Consider the following 16,963-nt stretch of genomic DNA (forward strand, 5'->3'; position numbering starts at 1 on the left):
GATGAACAAGTTCGTTGGCCTGGATGTACTGCGTTTCGCGCTGGCTGTGTATTTGATGGTGTTTCATTCGATACATCAGTATCCGCAGTACGTGACGCTTCCGTTCGTTGAGTTGGCCAACCTGGGCGGCTTCGCCACGAGTTCGTTCTTCATCTTGTCGGGCTTCATTCTGGCCCACGTCTACTTCGGGCGAAGCGTCGAGTTGCGGGGCGGCACGCGCGAGTTTTTTGTGAAGCGCCTTTCCAATCTTTACCCCGTGCATCTCATTGCGCTCGTACTGGTGCTTCTCGTCTCGGCGGCAGGCACGCGCGGATACCAGCAGTTCGCGATCATGTCGCTCGACGACGCAGAGCACTACGTTACGCTCGGCCCCACCGAGACCGCTATTAATTTCGTGCTGAACCTGTTCTTGCTGCAGGTGTGGAATCCGCTATACGGGTCGGTTAATCCGCCATCCTGGTCGCTCGCGACATTGTTTTTCTTCTATCTGGCGTTTCCGTTTTTCGCGCCGCGGCTTCTCAAAGCCCGAAACAAACACCGGCTGTTACTGATTTTATGGGTGCTTTACCTCGTCCCGCCTGTGCTTGCGACGCTGATGCACTGGTACGGTCCCGCCGCGGTCGGCATAGTCACCCGCAACCCGGTGCTGCGACTGCCCGAATTTCTGGGCGGTATCGTCCTGTATGGACTGTTTCGCGAGGGACATCTGACCGCCATTCACCGCAGCGGCATGAAGCTTGCCGCAGCGTTGCTGGTGTTTGCAGGCTCGTTCGCAGCCGCTGCGTGGTTCGAGTCGCATGGATCCATCAATACACGTTATCTCGTTCATAACGGCGCGTTGATGCCCGCTGAGCTGTTGCTCGTCGCCGTATTCGCCGGCCTTTCGGTTCCGTCCAGATTCGCGGCGCTATCGACTCGTTTAGGGAACTCGGCACTCTCGCTATTTGCGATTCATGTGCCGATCTTCCTCGTCATGATGAAGGTGTTGAAACTGCTGTCTATTGGCAAATCGCCCCTATGGTGCGCTTCGCACTTCTCCGAATGCGTCGCGGCTTCCAAAGAAGTCATACCCAGTATGGCGACTTATCCGCTGTATCTGATCGGAACGGTGATTGCGGCCGTGTATTTCCAGGAGCGGCTGGTCGCTCCGTTGAGGGACTGGATTCGCGGCCGGTTCCTCAGAGCGAGGACGAGGGCTCCCGCAGCAGAGCCGGGAAGTGTTTGAGGATTGACGCCGCCGCGAGGCGTTTCAGCGCAAGGCGGCCGGCTTTAGAAGCACCTTCAAAAGCTCGCAAACGAATGCACGAGCCGATTGAAAGCTCCAGCGTTCGACACATTCATTCCATGCGACGCGCCCGCAATGGTCTGCTTGTCCGCGTAGTCGATCCAGTCCGCGAGTTTTTCGACGTTATTGCGGAACATGCGAGGGCTGCGTTGCCCTTCGATCAACAGCGTTCGGCATTTCACACCGCGCGCCGCGTCGCGTGAATATGCGGGCAACGGGTCACGCAGCTGTTTCGGCAGGGTGGCCGCGTTGTCCGTGGCCATCGTGCGAAAGGCTACAGAACTCTTGCGCCATGATCCCGGCGCGCTGACCGAGTCCACAAACAGTTCAAGACCCGCGTCGATCTCGCCTGCTTCTATCAAGTCCACAACGCGTGCGCGCAGCGCGTTCGTCGCGGTCGGCAGCGACGCGTCGGGCATGCCGTCTATCTGTAACGGACCGCCAGGGTCCGCAAGCGTAAGCGTCTTCACGAGTCGCGGGTACTCGCGCGCCAGGTTGAACGCGACGCAACCGCCGCGCGAGTGGCCGACCAGGTGCACAGGCGCGATGCCGAGCGCCTCGATGAATTCGGCCAGTTCGGCAACATGCGTCTGCCAGCCGAACTCACCCTGAATGCACGCGTAGGCTGCGGGCCAGTAGTGGCTCAAGCTCACCGAGATGCAGCGGAAATGCCTGGACAGCGCGGCTGTCTGCGCACTCCAGTAGCGGTAGTCGCACAGCGAGCCATGCACGAAGACGAGCGGCTCTCCCGTTCCGCACTCGACATACGGCACGCTAATGCCCGATGCGATGGTCGCAAACGAGAGTTCGGGCGCGGCAAGCAGGGAGAAATCGGTTCGGGCGTTCATACACTGGCTCCTTTGCCTGCACTATGCCGCACGTCAACATTTAAGAAAATCGCGTAATATTGATGGAATCTATTTGATTTTCTGATACCAGACTTTGAAAGCACTCGATCTCGATGTGATGACGATGATCGTCGCCGTCGCGGACACCGGCAATATCAGCCGCGCGGCGGAAGTCGTGCACCGCTCGCAATCGGCGGTGAGCATGCAGATCAAGACGCTCGAAACCGCGCTCGGCAAGCCGCTTTTCGTGCGCAAGCCGAGGAACGTCATACCGACACAAGACGGCGAAGTGCTGCTTGCTTACGCGCGGCGCATGCTGGCGCTGCGCGACGAAGCCTGGGCCGCCGTGGTTCGGCCCGACGTCACCGGCCGCGTCAGTATCGGCGTGCCGGACGACTACGCGTCCTCGCTGCTGCCGCCAATCCTCAAAAAATTCTCCGCAACCTATCCGAAGGTCGAAATCCGGGTGGTCGGCCTGCCAAGCGTCGCGCTCGCGCCCATGGTGAAGGACGGTTCCGTCGATCTCGTGTGCGCAACGCGGGTCAAAGGGTTGTCGGGCGAGTTTTTGCGGCTCGAGCCGATGGTCTGGGCGGCGTCGCCGAGCGCACACGACATCTGGCGCGAAAGGCCGTTGCCGATAGCCGTGTTTTTGCCCGGCAGCGTCGCGCGGGAGAATGCGATCCGCAGCCTCGAACACGCGAAGATCAGCTACCGGACCTCGTATGAAAGTCCGAGTCTGATGGGCCTCGTGTCGATGGCCGAAGCCGGCCTTGCGATCGTTCCGCTCGCACAATGCGCCGTACCCGCGCATTTCGCGCTGCTCGGTCATGCGCAGGGGCTGCCCGAAATCGCAGCGCTCGAAGTCGTGCTCGCGCGAAGCACGGCTTCGAAACGGCCGCCGTGCGATTTTCTCGCGGAGAAAATCATCGCAGAACTGAGGCGCTAACTCGTCGCAGAGAACTGAACGGTGACAGGCGGCACCTTCTCCGCGCGAGGCAGGTCGGCCGAGTGTATAAAGGAAGCTGCATGTCGTCCAAACAGGGCTTGCCTCTTTCGATGAACACGTCCCTTCCCGAGCAAGCCGGCGCGTTATGGCCGGCCATCCTCCGCCAAACCGCGCATGCGCTCGATCGCGGCGCGCTGCTTCCGATACAAACGAGCCGCACTACCATCGATGACGGCGGCGTGCGGTTCGTGGTCCGGCAAATCTCAAGCCTCGCCCGCAAAGAAAAGGACGCGCAGCAGCGCAAAGCCGGATCGAGCGGCGCTCGCGCGTCCAACCCTTTCCTGCCCTACGACCCGGATCTGTTCGTCGCCGACATTTCCGACACGCATCTCGTCCTGCTCAATAAATTCAACGTGATCGATCACCATGTGCTGATCGTTACGCGCCGCTTCGAGCTACAGCGAGCGCTGTTGAATCTCGCGGACTTCCGCGCGCTCTTCACTTGCATGACGCAGTTCGACAGTCTCGGCTTTTACAACGGCGGCCCCGAAGCCGGCGCAAGTCAGCTTCATAAGCATTTACAGATCGCGCCCTTGCCGCTCGATGACACTACGTCACCACTGCCGATAGAACCGCTGCTGGCGTCGGCGCGCATGGACGGCTCCGTCGGTGCGGTGCCAGGCCTCGGCTTTGCGCATGCGTTTGTCGGCTTCGATCCGGCGCTTGTATCGCGTCCGTTGGAACTGGCGCACAGTGCATTCGAGCGGTACATGTCGTTGCTCGCCGCAACCGGATTGCACGCTGTCGATGTGAACGGTGAACCGCTGCAATCGGCACCTTATAACCTGCTCGTCACCACGCGATGGATGATGCTCGTGCCTCGCCGCGCCGAACACAGCGAGGGCATTTCGATTAACGCGTTGGGGTTTGCCGGATCGCTTTTCGTGCGCGACGAAACACAAATGGACATCATCCGGACGCGCGGTCCGATGAGCATACTGAAAGAAGTCGCGGGGACCATCTGAAGCGTCGGTATCTGTATCCTCACTGAAACAGCGGTGAAGAACGAGGCGCAGCTGTCATTGCTACGTCGTGATCGATCCCTCGCTTCGGGTGGCCGCTGTCCGCACGTTGCCAGCAAGCGGTGCGCTATCTGCGCGAGCGCCTCGCGCAGGACGGAAAAGGCGCGCGCCGGCGCGCATCCACGCAGAGACAACGGCAGTATCCGGCATGAAGCGCCAGACGAGCAGCAGCAGCGCGAGCGCTGCGGGACACCAGCGCAAATCGGTCGGCACGCTTTCCCGGTGAGCGAGCCGCGAATCGAGCAGCGCATCGCGCAATGACGCGGCGTCGATGAGGCGCCCATAGCCGAAACCGACTTGCCCCGCCACCGACGACAGATAGTGCCCTTGCAACGCCGACAACTCCTCGCGACTCTCGGCATGAGTCGCGGACGCGTGCATCTGCGGGACCTGTACCACCTGGTCCGCCTGCCAGAAGCCGATGCGATTTCCATGGGCATCGCTGCGCGGAATAGGCGCGGGTTGATCGCCGCCCACGCCGATCAACCAGCCCTTCACGTGAGCGGGATTGATATCCTGCTTCAGCGCGTCGGAGGGCAGCAGCGGCGGCGCCTCCTGACCATCGGTGAGGAACACGACGGCCGTGCTGTCGCCGATCTCCTGCGCCACGCGAACCGCCGAATACACACCGCCTTCGGCAATACGGCTGTAGTTCGTCCAGCGCATGTGCCCGTCGATCCGATCGAGCGACGACAGCAGCGCGTCGTAGTTGCCGCAGACTTCGACCGGCGCCACGAGCAGAAAACTCCGCTGCCCGGTGAACGCACTCCAGCCGACTTTCGAGCCGCACGGCAATTGACCGAGTGCCTCGCGCATCGCGGCGCGCGCGAACGCGAGCCGGCTCACCGGCGCGCCGTTCAGCACGACGTCCTCAACGTACATGCTCTGCGTGATATCGAACGTGACAACATAGCTCGACGTGTCGCGCGGCAACGCCACCGGCGGCAAGGTAAGCGCGAGAATCAGCAGCACGAGCGCGGCTGGCATCGTCCAGTGACGGCCTGCGAGAAAACCACGTGTTTGTGCCCCGAGGCTCACGGCAAATCCTTGCTTTCGGGATCGCGCACCTTGACGTCGTGCTGCTCCTTGACGTCCGGCGCGCCCGACGCGGAACGCGTTTCGGGGGCGAGCCACAACGCCCGTTCCAGGTTGTAGCGCGCATCCCAATCGTCCGGTGCAATGCGTAGCAGGCTGCGGTAGCGCGCCTTGGCTTCCTCGACCATTGCAAGCGATTCGATCGCGCCGGAAGGGCTATGTCCGATGCCCTGCCGCAGGTACAGGTTGCCGAGATCGAACAGCGCCCCGCGTCCGACCTCGCCTTCGGGCTGCTCTCGAATCAGCGACTCGAAGAGTGGGCCCGCCGCATCGTAGGCGCCGTCTTTCGACAACGCCACTGCGCGCGCGAGCCTGACCTGGGGCACATCGTCGGTGCTGGCAACGTTGCGCTTCGCATCTTTGGACCCCGCTTTGTTCGCCACGACGGTTGCCGCAACGGTCCGGTTCACCTGCTCCGCCCGCTGCACTTCGATCCAGTTGTAAGCCGCTACGGCCGCGCAGCACAGCGACACGGCTCCGAAGATCATATGTACCGACGAGCGCTTCATGACCACACCCGCACCTGAAAGAGCCGCAACGCCATCAGCAGCACGCAACTTGCAAGCGCGACCGCGAAGCAGTACGGACCGAAGTCCTCGCGAGGCAAACGCTCGATAAACGTAGTCAGCGCATTTTGCTGGCGGTTAATCTCGGCCATCGCGTCCCTCATTGCTTTTGCGTTACCGGTCTGGAACAAACGATAAGGTGTCTTCAGCGACAGGAAATAACGGTGCAGCTCAGCTTCAGCGGAAGACTCGCTCGCAGGTACGGCCGCGTTCAGATCGGGGCTGTAAACGCTGCTGCGCAAATAGATGAAGTAAAGCGCAATCTCGTTGCGCAGCAGGCCGTCCTCGATCAACTGCCGCTCGCGCGCGTCGAGCTTCGCGCCGCCGTCCGAAACGAGAACGATCGCGCGGCGGCTCGACGAATGCTGCTGATTGAATTCACCGATTGCCGTGAGCAGCCCGAGATCCAGTTGCGTATCGGGCATGCCGCGGCCCACCGCAGTACCGGCGATAGCGGCGTCGATCGCGCGATGGTCGTAGGTGAACGGCATTGCAAGCAACGGGCTCGTGCCGAACATCATGAATGCGAGCCGGTCATTCGGCCTTTGGGCGACGAACTGCGTCAACGAAGCGCGCGCCACTCTGTTCTTCGATTCCCCTGCGCTCACCTCGACACCTTTGCTGTTCATCGGCTCGTCCATGCTGGCACTGCGATCCATCAGAATCAGAATCTGCGCGCCGCTGCCCGTGCGCACCACTTCCCGAGGCGAACGCCCAGGACCAGCCAGACCGATGACAATCGCCAGCATCGCCAGCACCGCACTGCCCTGCGCGACGGCACCGATCCATCGCCCGGCGCGATCGTCGGGCAGCCATGCGATCCACGAGAACGGGAGCGTGTCGGCGCGGCGAGGCAACAGCGGCAGCAACACGAGCGGCAGCAGCGCCAGCAGCCAGGGCTGAGCCAGGTCGAGCGCCATATCGTTCATCGCTGGTGGCGCCGCTCCGCGCGATACAGCGCCTCGCACAGAGTGCGCAGCGGATAGGCGTCGCCCGTCGGCGCAGGCGTGAAAAAGCGCTCGGCCGATTGCCGGTAGAACTGCTCCAGTTGCGCGCGCAACGGTTGCAGATAGGGCGCTCGAACGAAAAGGCCCGACAGCGCGCCGACATGCACTACGTGGCCCGCCGTTTCGTTCACCGCGCGATGCAGGCAAAGCCATGCCTCGGCAGACGCGTCCCCAGGCGGCCCGCTCGCTCGTGGCTTTCGCTGCATGTGCCGCAACTCCCGCCAGGCGCGTGCAAACGGCAGACGCGCCGACTCGCGCGCGTTGCGCCAGAACCACCAGCCAGCCCACGACAACACGGTCAGCATGAGCAAGCCAAGCGCGAAGCCCGCCTGCCGCCGAAGCGGCGCTGTAGGCACCGCAGGCGCCTGGCGGTCCGGACGCAGCGCTTGCAGGTCGCCGACGTTGAACGGATTTGCGGGCGTTGCCGGACCGATGCTGAGCGGCCATTCGCCGACCTGAAGCGTCGCGCCGGACGACGACGTCAGCGACAACGCAGGCAACGCAACCTGCGTGAGTGTCGTCGGCACGTTGACGACCTGGTAGTCGATCGCCATCCACCGGCGACCGTCGGCGTCGGTTTCGCTACGAACCCGCCGGCGTTCGAGCCACGAATCGGTGCGACCGAGCGAAGGCGGCGTTACGGTGCCGATATCGTAGCCGTCGCCTTTCAGCAGAATGCGTTGCGTGAGGACGTCGCCCAGCAGATAGCCGAATGCGCGCGGTTCCTGCACCGTCGGCTGCAAGGCCGCGCCGCTCGCCGCTGCGCTGCTGGTGGACGGCATCGTGGCCGGCATCAGTGAGACAGCTAGCAAGAAGGCGAACCGGAGGCGGCGCGACGAACCATTTGCTCTCATGCGATTGCCTCCAGAAAATAGCGTGACATCGCTTCGGGGTCGAACTCGCCTTCGATGTAGAACGGTTGCATCGCGCGTTTGCCGAACATCTGCGAGAGTTCCGCGCGGCGCCGTGCAACGCCTTCGTGCCAGCGTTCACGCGCGCCGGCGCTTAACCAGAGCGTGCGCCGCGCACCCGACTCGGCGTCCCTCACTGCAAGCAGCGGACCGCCCGCAGGCGGCGCTATCTCGGCAGCATCCCACACGACGATGGGCACCACATACGCATGCACCAGCAGATCGAGCACCGCCGGCAATGCTGTAAGCGGCCAATGGAAATCGGAGACGAGAAAGACCAGCGCCTGACGGCCCGCTAGCGTCGACGCAATACGTTGCAGCGCGCCGACGCTGCCGCTGCCGTTGCGCTTGCCAATGCCACTGCCATCGCCGCTGCCGCTGCCGCTGCGGTTAACCGAGACCGCTGCAGCAGCGAAGTCCGCGCCCGTGCCCGAGTCCACACCTGCGCTCTCGCGCAACATCCCCGCGAGCAAATTGCCGATGCCGCGCCCGGAGCGTGGCGGCATAAAGAGGTCGTCGCGCGCGCCGCTATCGAACGCGAGCATCCCCAACGGATCGCCGACGCGAAACGCGCTGTGCCCCAATGCTTCGACGAAATCCGCAGCCACCTGCAACTTGCTGCGGCGCGTGCCGAAACGCATTGACGCCGACACATCCACAAGCACCTGCACGGGCACCGCGGCGCGCTGCAGATGCACTCTCACGAGCCACTCGGAACGGGCCGCGCGCACGCTTGCCCGCAGATCGATGCGACGTGGATCCGGATAGTCGAACAGGCGGCCATGCATTGCGAATTCCTGGCCGGCACCAAAGCTCGATCCGCGATGCGAGCCGGGCCGAAATCCCGAGGAACGCATCGGCAAACGGTAATGGAATTCCGCGATTTCTTTCATGGATCAGGGCACTGCAAGCCTGTCGACGATCTGCGCGGTCAGCGCCTCCGCGAGTTCCTGACGGCGCAATTCGTAGATCGGCGTGAAGAACACGCGGTGGCCGAGCGCCGGCAGCAACACCGCGTGAATGTCCTCGGGAATCAGATGCGTGCGTCCCGCGAGCCACGCCACCACACGCGCCGCGCGCAACAGCGCGCTCATGCCGCGCGGGCTCGCGCCCGCCAGAATGAGCCGATCCATGTCCACGCCGTCGAGTGCGATACCGAAACGCTGCGGCGTTTCGGTTGCCTGCCAGATGTCCAGCACATAACGTTCGATCGTTTCGCTCGACTGCACGCTGTGCTGAATGGCCGCGCCAGCCTGGTTCAGCTGCTCCCACGGCACGATAGCCGCAGAAAGCCGTGCCAGCAGCCGGTCGACGTCGTGATAATCCGCATCGAACACCAACGCGCGCCGCACGTCGGTGTCGTCCGGTGTCGGCATGCTCAGTTCGAACAGAAAACGATCGCGCGCCGCCGAGGCCAGCTCGAAGGTTTCCTCTTTCTCGACCTTGTTGCGATCGGCGAACACCGTCATGTGCGGGAAGCGGTATTCGCGGTCGAACGCCCAGACGGAGCGCTCGGCCATCGCGCGCAACAATAGCGACTGAACCTGCGGACGCGCCCGATTGATTTCGTTGAAGAAGAACGTCGTGAGACCCTCGCCGTGTCGCAGAAGCGGGCCTGGATCGATACGCGGCCTGCCCTCGGCATCGACATACGTGTGATACACGAGATCTCCCGGCATCAGGTCGATCGTGCCTTCCACGCGCTCGAAATCGCCGCCTACGACACGCGCAAACGCGCGCAGCACCGTCGTCTTGCCGACGCCCACGCCGCCTTCGAGCAGCACATGCCCGCGCGCGAACAACGCAACGGTGATGAGCCGGATCACCTCCGCCTGGCCAATCACGGCGCTCGCGACTTCCTCCTCGATCTGCAGCGCATGCAGACGCCAGTCCTGAAGCTGTTCGCTGGATCCCATCGGTGCAATCTCCTATGGCCGGCACACCCTGCGCCGCCGGCAAAATTGCGAGTCACGCGGACGCATCGTCGACTGCGGGTATGAGGACCTTCGGCCTGCTGGGCGGCCGTACGAATACCGCATACTCGCGCTCCAGATAAGCCGCGGCCTGTTCCAGCAGAAACTGCCGGAACATCATGCAGGTCGGCGAAAGCTGCTTGGCGCGCAAATGCACGATCTGCCACGTGCGCTCGATCGGCGTGCCGTTCACATCGAGCAATGCGAGTTCTTTCGTCCGCAATTCCAGCAGCAGCGTATGCAGCGAAATCAGGCTCACGCCCATTCCGGCGATCACTGCCTGCTTGATCGTTTCGTTGCTGCCGAGCGTGACGACTTTCGCGGGCGTGAAGAGATGCTGCCGGAACATTTCCTCCGCGGCCATGCGGGTGCCCGAGCCGGGTTCTCGCAGAAGAAACGTGTCGCCGCGCAACTCCTGCAAGTCAAAGCGCTGCGCGCCCGCGAGAGGATGGTCAACCGGCGCGATGACCACTTGCGGATGCCACGCGAGCGGCTCCGTTGTCGTATCCAGTTCCGGCGGCGGACGTCCCATGATCGCGAGATCGATCGCGTTGTCCTGAAGCAGGCGCAACAGCGCATCGCGGTTGCCGACCGAGAAGTGCACGTCGACTTTCGGATAGAGATGCGAATACATCGCGAGCAACTTGGGCGCGAAATAGGTTGCGGAACTGACGATGCCCACTGCAATAGAGCCGCTATCGGCCTGCTTGAGCGAACTCATCGCGTCCTCCGCGTCCTTGATCTCACCGAGAATCCGGCTCGCGTGATGGCTGAACTTCTCGCCGGCCTCGGTCAGCGCGAGCTTACGCGCGATCCGCTCGAAGAGACGCAGGCCGACCGCCTCTTCCAGTTGATGAATCTGCATCGACACCGCGGGCTGCGTCAGATGCAATTCTTCGGCGGCTCGCGCAAAACTCGTATAGCGGCTCGCCACGACGAAGATCTGCAATTGACGCAGCGTGAGCGAGCGGATGAAGTTCACGGCCGCGCGTCCGCTACCGGCTCGCGCGCGGCGCGTTCGACGACTTGACGGGCGCGTTCGGTGTGTTCGGTACGTTCGGCGCATTCCCCGGCGGCGGCAGCTTGCGCAACGCAGCCTGGAAGCTCAGGGTGCGGCTATGCAGCGGATGCGCGAAGTCGTTGTTCGCGCCGGGCACCTCCGTGCGAATCAACGCGACCTCGCCCGGTACCGTACTGGCGATCAGGAACGTGTAGCGCTTCGCGGTGTACTGAGCGAAACGTTCGGCATTGGGATCGTCGAGATAGGGCTGTACGACGATCTGCTGAGCCTTCACCGGCTTGCCGTCGATCTGGCTCGTCACCGTTTCGATCTTCGGCCCGGCGGCAAGCGCGAGCCGCAAGCGCTGCTGGAAATAGCGCCGTTGTCCGCCCGTCAACTGCTCCATTTCGGCGATGTCGCGCTCGAGGAAATAGATGATCACCGGGTTGCACTGCAAGCCGCCGTTCGGCAACGATACGGCCCCGCTGTGATCCGACACCTGGGCGTCGCCCTTCGCGTTGTCCGGGCTCGTCACGAGCACCTTGACGATGTCGGTGCCGCGCGCGGGCGGGTCGGAACTGAGCAGCGCGTAGTCGAGTTCGGTTTGCTGCGCGACGCCATGCAGATGATCGGTCGTGAAGATCAGCCGCTCGGCCGGCGATATCTCGCTGCTGCCCGCGGCAGGCGCTGCCGCGTGCGCGTCGCCGATCAGGCACGCAAATCCCGTAAAGCACGCGATGCTCGCAGCGCCTGCCGCAAGCATGCGCCGCCATTCACGTCGCACACCGGCTTGCGCCGCCGTCATGGCGATGCGTCCGCGGGCTTGCCGGACGGCGCATCGACGGGCTTCAGAAGCGGTACTTCATAACTGGTCAGGATGCTGTCGATCTTGTCGTGGTTCGCGCCGATCCATTGATCGACCTTGTCTTTCCACGCCTTCTCGCCGTAGCGCACGCCCATCGAGATCGTATAGTCGAAACGGATGCCCGGCGTGGCCGGAAAAGGCACGAGCTTCACCGAATCGCCGGAACGTTTCGCAAAGTAGCCGGCAATCGGCCCCCACAGGAACACGACGTCCACGTTGCCAGCCTGCAGATCCTTTTCGATCATCTGGCCGGGATATTCCTGCGGATCGCCGCTTTGCACCTGATACGACACAGCCTGATCGATCAGGTTATGACCGAGCAGCCAGTCGACCGCGGGCGTCTGCGAGAAGATGCCGAAGCGCAGCTTGTGCAATTGATCAGGCGGCAGCTTGAGCAGATCGTCCGGCGTATTGATGCCGGCCAGCTCGGGCCGCTTCTTGAACACCATTGCATAGGTGGAGCGCAGATACGGCTGCGTCGTCGAAGTCATGTCGTAGCCTTTCGGCACGCCGATGATCAGATCGCATTTGTAGCGCTCGCTGTCGGCCACCTTCTCGCGCAGCGTGTGACGCACGAAGCCCATGCGCTGCGGAAAATACGTGTATTCGAGCTTGTAGCCGAAGTCGCTCGCCATCTGGCTCGCAATGCGGTTCTCGTAACCCTCGCCCTTGTTGTTCGACAGGGGCATGTTGTTCGGGTCCGCGCACACTCGCAGAACGCCGTCGGCGCCGTCGTTGTTCGGCAGCGCCGCCTCGCCCTGGGCGCGTACCGCGCCGCTTGCGAGCGCCGCATAGCACAGCGCGCCTGCCACGAGTGCGGCATGCGCGTGCATGAGTTTGCGATGACGCATCGATCACCTCCTGAAGTTGTGGCGCCGGCGTTATTTCGCGTCGATGGCCTGCAGATCGCCGGGCTTGATCTGCCCGTCGGAGCGCCCTTTCAGATAGGCGTAAAGGTTCTCCCAGTTCTTTTGCATCATCTGGCTCGAACTGAAGTCAGGCATGCCCTTGTCGACCCGCCCACCGAACACCGTGCGGTGAAACTCGTTCTTGTCGAGCGTCTTGAAGGCGTCGACAAGCGAGGGTCCCACCATGCCCTGCTGCTGCGCGCCGTGGCAGCGTTCGCATGCAAGCGCGCGCCAGGTCTTCCATCCTTGCAACGTATTGGCGTCCACCTTGCTGCCGTCGACCACCTTGTACGCCACCTGGGCCATCGCGGGATTGGTCTGGGCGTACGTGACAGGCAGCATGACGAAAACGACGGGCAGTGCCGCCCGCAACAAGATTGCTCGGCGTTTCATAGACAGATGTCTCCTGATGTTAGAGCCGCGCGCCGATGCGTTTCATCGACGCATTGCTGCATCTCTGCAAGCGCGCGGACCTGGTAACTCGTATGTGACTCGTATGCGATTCTTATGCAACTCGTGGTTCGAACCCGCATTGAACCGTTCTGACCGAACCGGCGCCGCCGGCTGCCCCCAGTGCTTCACCAGGAGCGAACCGGCCGCGCGATTCGAACGACCTGCGCTCAGCTGTTGCCGCCAGGAATGGCGAACACGAAGAGCGTACCGCCGAGCGCCGTGTACTTCGCGAGCTCGCGATAACCGCCCACCGCGCCGAGGCCTTCCGTCGATTTCTCGAGTCCTGCCGCCATGCCGATGCCGGCCCAGCCGCCAATGCCCGAGTAGACGCCGACGTACTGCTTGCCCTGATACTGGTACGTGAACACGTTGCCGATAATCCCCGACGGGGTCTTGAAGCGCCACAACTCCTTGCCGTCCTTGATGCGAACCGCCTTGAGGTAGCCTTCCAGCGTGCCGTAGAACGCAATGCCGCCGGCGGTCGCGAGCGCGCCCGACCACACCGAGAACTTCTCCGGCTTGGACCAGACGATCTTGCCCTTCGCCGCATCCCACGCGATGAAATTGCCCATCGCATTGTTCTCGTTCGGACCCGGATACATCGACAGCGTCGCGCCCACATACGGCTGACCTGACACATAGTCGACATCGAACGGTTCGTAGTCCATGCAAACGTGATTCGTCGGCACGAGGAAAAGGCTTGAGTTCGGGTCGTACGCTGCGGGCTGCTGATCCTTCGAGCCGAGCGCCGCCGGACAGATGCCCTTCACGTTGTGGTCCGAACCCGCTGCCTGCGTCGAATACGCCGCGTTACGAATCGGCTTGCCGCTCTTCAGGTCGACGCTGTCGGCCCAGTTCACGGCCGGGTCGAACTTCTGAGCAACGAGCAGTTGGCCGCTCTCGCGGTTCAACGTATAGCCGAAGCCATTGCGGTCGAAGTGAACGATGGCGGGTACCTTCTTGCCGTCGATTGTCAGATCCGACAGGATCATTTCATTGACGCCGTCGTAGTCCCACTCGTCGTGAGGCGTCATCTGATAGACCCACTTCGCCATGCCGGTATTCAGGTCGCGGGCCATGATCGACATCGACCACTTGTTGTCGCCCGGACGTTGCGTCGGGTTCCATGTGCCGGGATTGCCGGTGCCGTAGTAGACAAGGTTGAGCTTCGGATCCCACGCATACCAGCCCCACGTGGTGCCGCCGCCCAGCTTCCACTGATCGCCCTTCCAGGACTTCAGCGACGAGTCCGCGCCCACCGGCACCATCTTGCCGTCGGCGTAGGTCATCGTTTTGTCGGGGTCCATCAGCATGTCTTTATCCGGACCCGTGCTGTACGCGGTCCAGGCCGGTTTGCCGGTCTTGATGTCATACGCGATCAGACGTCCACGCACGCCGAACTCGCCGCCCGAGATGCCCGTCAACACCTTGTCGCCGAAAACGTGCGGCGCGTTGGTGTTCGTTTCGCCGGCTTTGGAGTTGCCGTTCTGCGCGGTCCAGACCACGTCGCCCGTTTTGGCGTTCAACGCGACGAGCTTGGTATCGGCTTGTTGCAGGAAGATCTTGCCGTCGCCATAGGCGAGCCCGCGATTGACTGTGTCGCAGCACATCACGGAGACAACCGAATCGTCCTGCTTCGGCTGGTACTGCCAGAGGAATGTTTGATCCTTCAGGTTGATCGCAATCACCTTGTTAGGGAACGGCGAGTGGATATACATGGTGTCGCCGATCACGAGCGGCGCGCCTTCATGGCCGCGCAGCACGCCGGTCGACATGGTCCACGCGACCTGTAGTTTGCCGACGTTGTTCTCGTTGATCTGCTTGAGAGGGCTGTAGCGGTGATTCGCATAATCGCCTGCCTGCGCCGCCCAGTTCGACGGACTTTTCATGAGCCCATCGAGCTGCGAATCGGCCTGTGCAACGATAGAGCTCATGGCTGCCGACGCGAGGATCGCGAGCCCAAGAACCGTGGTGCGTAAGTTCATGTCTCCTCCAGAATGGTCTTGCTGTTCAACGCACGAATGACCCACGCTACCTCGTCGCACCGGGCGCGCCCTCCACGGATGCAGGGTAACGATCAGCGCCATTCCCAATCGTTGTCGGGTTTGCGGCGCATGACGGCCAACGCATATTCCATGCCGGTCGCGCAGCGGCGCCGACCACGTTCGCCGCCACAAGCCGGTCTGAAAACGCCGCACAGGCACACCGCATCAGGCTACGCGCCGTGCGTCGGGTACCGTTCGAGTCGCCGTGCGCAGGCTGTATCAAACGGCAATGACGCGAGACGCCGTTCAGCGGTGTCACGCCGTCACACCACTTAATCCGGGCATGTGGAACATACTGTGTCATTGCCCGATACGAAGCGTGTCCGTCGCGTCGCAGGCCGCGGGAGAACCGCTTCGCAAAAGCGCTGTATCGGGTTCGCGCGAGTACGGCGCATCCAGTGGCGGGTCATTTGCAGCGCAACATGAGTGTTATCGATCGAACCAACATCCGCGGAGAAGCGATCATGGCAAAAACCGAAAAGACCTATACCGACGAGGAGATCCAGCAACGGCTCGTCGGACCGCTCCAGCACTGGTACGTGGAAGACGGCTGGCTGCGGCGCAAATACCGCACCGAGGGCTGGAAGGGAACGTTGATGGTGGTGAACGCAGTGGGCCATCTCGCGGAAGCCGCATGGCATCACCCCGATCTCACGGTCTCCTATGCATTCGTGATCGTGAAGCTGAAGACCCACTCCGCAAAAGGCATCACCGACAAGGACTTTGCCCTCGCCAACAAGATCGAGTCGTTCATCCAGTGGCAGCCGGCCACCGAAGGCGGCCCGCTGGAAGGCACGCCGAGCGACGACCAGCGCTTTCGCTACATCAAGTACGACGCGCCCAAAGCGGAGGGAACGGCCGAGGGTGGCTGACGCGCGGGCGGCGACAGCGAGCGACAGCGAGCGACAGCGAGCGACAGCGGACGACAGCGGAAGCGGCCCGCACGTCATCTGGTACGTCTGAAAGCGGACGTCCCCGCACGTGCCTGGTACGGCTTTCGCTTGACGTCCTGCGCCGGCCGCCCACGCGACGGCACACGCCGTCGCCATGGCGGCGTGTGCGGCTCGCCGTGCGCGGTCTACACTGGATCACGCCCGAACAAGGACACTTGCGATGCAGCTTCACGTTCGCCGCCTTCCGCCTGACGCCACCGTGACGGTCGACGCCCCCGCGCGGTTGCATCTGGGCTTTCTCGACCCGAATGCGTCGCTCGGACGCGCGTTTGGCAGCGTCGGACTGGTGATCGACGGCGGCGGCACTCGCGTGGAAGCGCGGCTCGCTGAACGCGACCGCATCGACGGCCCGGTGTCCGATGCGGAACGCGAGCGCATCGCGGTATGTCTCGAACGGCTGCACGCCGCCTACGACCCCACGCCTGTCGCGATCGACGTCACCCAGACGCCGCGCGCCCACACCGGCCTCGGATCCGGGACGCAGCTCGCGCTCGCAGTCGGCGCGGCGTTCGTCCGGCTGCTCGGCGACGTCGCGCCGAGCGCCGAACTCGCGGCCCTGCTCGGACGCGGCGCGCGCTCGGGCATCGGCGTGCTCGGCTTCGATTCCGGTGGCCTGCTGGTGGACGGCGGCCCGTCGGGCGATCTGCATCCGGGCGTGCCGCCGCTGCTCGCACGCCAGCCGTTTCCCGACGACTGGCGCGTGCTGCTCGTCAGCGACAATTCACGCGAAGGTCTGCACGGCGCTGACGAACGGCGCGGCCTCGCCGCGCTCGCGCCGTTTCCTCAGAAACTTGCCGCGCATCTGTGCCACCTCGTGCTGATGAAGATCCTGCCTGGCGCCGCCGAGCGGAACATCGTGCCGTTCGCGCATGGGTTGACCGAGATGCAGCAGACCATCGGCGAATATTTCGCGCCCGTGCAAGGCGGCGTGTTCGCGAGCCCCGGCGTCGAGCGTGCGCTGCGCGTGCCGCTCGGCATCTGGACCGCGAAAAGCCGGACCGTCGAAATGATCGTGCGTCCCGTGCT

At 63.2% G+C, this 16,963-nt stretch carries 17 protein-coding genes; 5 read left to right on the forward strand and 12 right to left on the reverse strand.

The window, feature by feature from the left end:
• Window position 1 precedes the first annotated feature (1 nt).
• Window positions 2-1,225: an acyltransferase family protein gene (locus ACTJLB_RS19455; protein ID WP_027804350.1), complete on the forward strand. Its 1,224-nt coding sequence runs from the start codon at window positions 2-4 to the stop codon at window positions 1,223-1,225.
• Window positions 1,226-1,281: 56 nt separating this feature from the next.
• On the opposite strand, the gene ACTJLB_RS19460 is transcribed toward ACTJLB_RS19455, so the two are convergent.
• Window positions 1,282-2,133: an alpha/beta fold hydrolase gene (locus ACTJLB_RS19460; RefSeq protein ID WP_310066480.1), complete on the reverse strand. Its 852-nt coding sequence runs from the start codon at window positions 2,131-2,133 to the stop codon at window positions 1,282-1,284.
• A 124-nt stretch (window positions 2,134-2,257) separates the two neighbouring features.
• On the opposite strand from ACTJLB_RS19460, the gene ACTJLB_RS19465 reads away from it, so the two are divergent.
• Together ACTJLB_RS19465 and ACTJLB_RS19470 are read left to right on the forward strand one after the other, a co-directional pair.
• Window positions 2,258-3,079, forward strand: a complete 822-nt coding sequence (locus ACTJLB_RS19465) for a LysR substrate-binding domain-containing protein (RefSeq protein ID WP_174447015.1) — start codon at window positions 2,258-2,260, stop codon at window positions 3,077-3,079.
• 80 nt (window positions 3,080-3,159) lie between these two features.
• Window positions 3,160-4,104 carry an ATP adenylyltransferase family protein gene (locus ACTJLB_RS19470; protein WP_440784223.1) on the forward strand — a complete coding sequence of 315 codons (945 nt, stop codon included), beginning with the start codon at window positions 3,160-3,162 and terminating at the stop codon, window positions 4,102-4,104.
• A gap of 60 nt (window positions 4,105-4,164) precedes the next feature.
• Here ACTJLB_RS19470 and ACTJLB_RS19475 read toward each other — a convergent pair whose 3' ends face one another.
• The 11 genes from ACTJLB_RS19475 to ACTJLB_RS19525 all read right to left on the reverse strand — a co-directional run bounded on the left by ACTJLB_RS19475 (window position 4,165) and on the right by ACTJLB_RS19525 (window position 14,873).
• Window positions 4,165-5,199: an MxaL protein gene (locus tag ACTJLB_RS19475; RefSeq protein ID WP_440784224.1), complete on the reverse strand. Its 1,035-nt coding sequence runs from the start codon at window positions 5,197-5,199 to the stop codon at window positions 4,165-4,167.
• Window positions 5,196-5,765, reverse strand: coding sequence for a tetratricopeptide repeat protein (locus ACTJLB_RS19480; protein WP_440784225.1), 570 nt, complete (start codon window positions 5,763-5,765; stop codon window positions 5,196-5,198). Before ACTJLB_RS19480 ends, ACTJLB_RS19475 begins: the two co-directional genes overlap by 4 nt.
• Window positions 5,762-6,751, reverse strand: a complete 990-nt coding sequence (locus ACTJLB_RS19485; protein ID WP_440784226.1) for a vWA domain-containing protein — start codon at window positions 6,749-6,751, stop codon at window positions 5,762-5,764. The genes ACTJLB_RS19480 and ACTJLB_RS19485 overlap by 4 nt, the downstream gene beginning before the upstream one ends.
• Window positions 6,748-7,683 (reverse strand): calcium incorporation protein MxaA, encoded by a 936-nt coding sequence (locus tag ACTJLB_RS19490; RefSeq protein WP_440784227.1) that lies wholly within the window; start codon window positions 7,681-7,683, stop codon window positions 6,748-6,750. Before ACTJLB_RS19490 ends, ACTJLB_RS19485 begins: the two co-directional genes overlap by 4 nt.
• Window positions 7,680-8,633, reverse strand: a complete 954-nt coding sequence (locus tag ACTJLB_RS19495; RefSeq protein WP_440784228.1) for a DUF58 domain-containing protein — start codon at window positions 8,631-8,633, stop codon at window positions 7,680-7,682. Before ACTJLB_RS19495 ends, ACTJLB_RS19490 begins: the two co-directional genes overlap by 4 nt.
• A 3-nt stretch (window positions 8,634-8,636) precedes the next feature.
• Window positions 8,637-9,656, reverse strand: coding sequence for an AAA family ATPase (locus ACTJLB_RS19500; RefSeq protein ID WP_027775908.1), 1,020 nt, complete (start codon window positions 9,654-9,656; stop codon window positions 8,637-8,639).
• 52 nt (window positions 9,657-9,708) lie between these two features.
• Window positions 9,709-10,695, reverse strand: a complete 987-nt coding sequence (locus ACTJLB_RS19505; RefSeq protein WP_440784229.1) for a LysR family transcriptional regulator — start codon at window positions 10,693-10,695, stop codon at window positions 9,709-9,711.
• 13 nt (window positions 10,696-10,708) lie between these two features.
• Window positions 10,709-11,518: a hypothetical protein gene (locus ACTJLB_RS19510; RefSeq protein WP_087753383.1), complete on the reverse strand. Its 810-nt coding sequence runs from the start codon at window positions 11,516-11,518 to the stop codon at window positions 10,709-10,711.
• The gene (locus ACTJLB_RS19515; RefSeq protein WP_020066319.1) at window positions 11,515-12,429 is read right to left on the reverse strand and encodes a substrate-binding domain-containing protein; all 915 of its coding nucleotides are present in this window, start codon (window positions 12,427-12,429) and stop codon (window positions 11,515-11,517) included. The genes ACTJLB_RS19510 and ACTJLB_RS19515 overlap by 4 nt, the downstream gene beginning before the upstream one ends.
• Window positions 12,430-12,459: 30 nt before the next feature.
• On the reverse strand, window positions 12,460-12,879 hold the full coding sequence (locus ACTJLB_RS19520; RefSeq protein ID WP_020066320.1) for a c-type cytochrome: 420 nt from the start codon (window positions 12,877-12,879) through the stop codon (window positions 12,460-12,462).
• A gap of 227 nt (window positions 12,880-13,106) precedes the next feature.
• On the reverse strand, window positions 13,107-14,873 hold the full coding sequence (locus ACTJLB_RS19525; protein WP_370687530.1) for a methanol/ethanol family PQQ-dependent dehydrogenase: 1,767 nt from the start codon (window positions 14,871-14,873) through the stop codon (window positions 13,107-13,109).
• A gap of 575 nt (window positions 14,874-15,448) precedes the next feature.
• Here ACTJLB_RS19525 and ACTJLB_RS19530 point away from each other — a divergent pair.
• Both ACTJLB_RS19530 and ACTJLB_RS19535 read left to right on the forward strand, forming a co-directional pair.
• Window positions 15,449-15,856, forward strand: coding sequence for a 4a-hydroxytetrahydrobiopterin dehydratase (locus ACTJLB_RS19530; RefSeq protein ID WP_408167128.1), 408 nt, complete (start codon window positions 15,449-15,451; stop codon window positions 15,854-15,856).
• A gap of 241 nt (window positions 15,857-16,097) precedes the next feature.
• The coding region (locus tag ACTJLB_RS19535; RefSeq protein ID WP_440784230.1) for a beta-ribofuranosylaminobenzene 5'-phosphate synthase family protein at window positions 16,098-16,963 on the forward strand (866 nt) is incomplete at its 3' end.

The organism is Paraburkholderia sp. 22098 (assembly GCF_052045935.1).
Classification (GTDB): Bacteria; Pseudomonadota; Gammaproteobacteria; order Burkholderiales; family Burkholderiaceae; genus Paraburkholderia; species Paraburkholderia caledonica.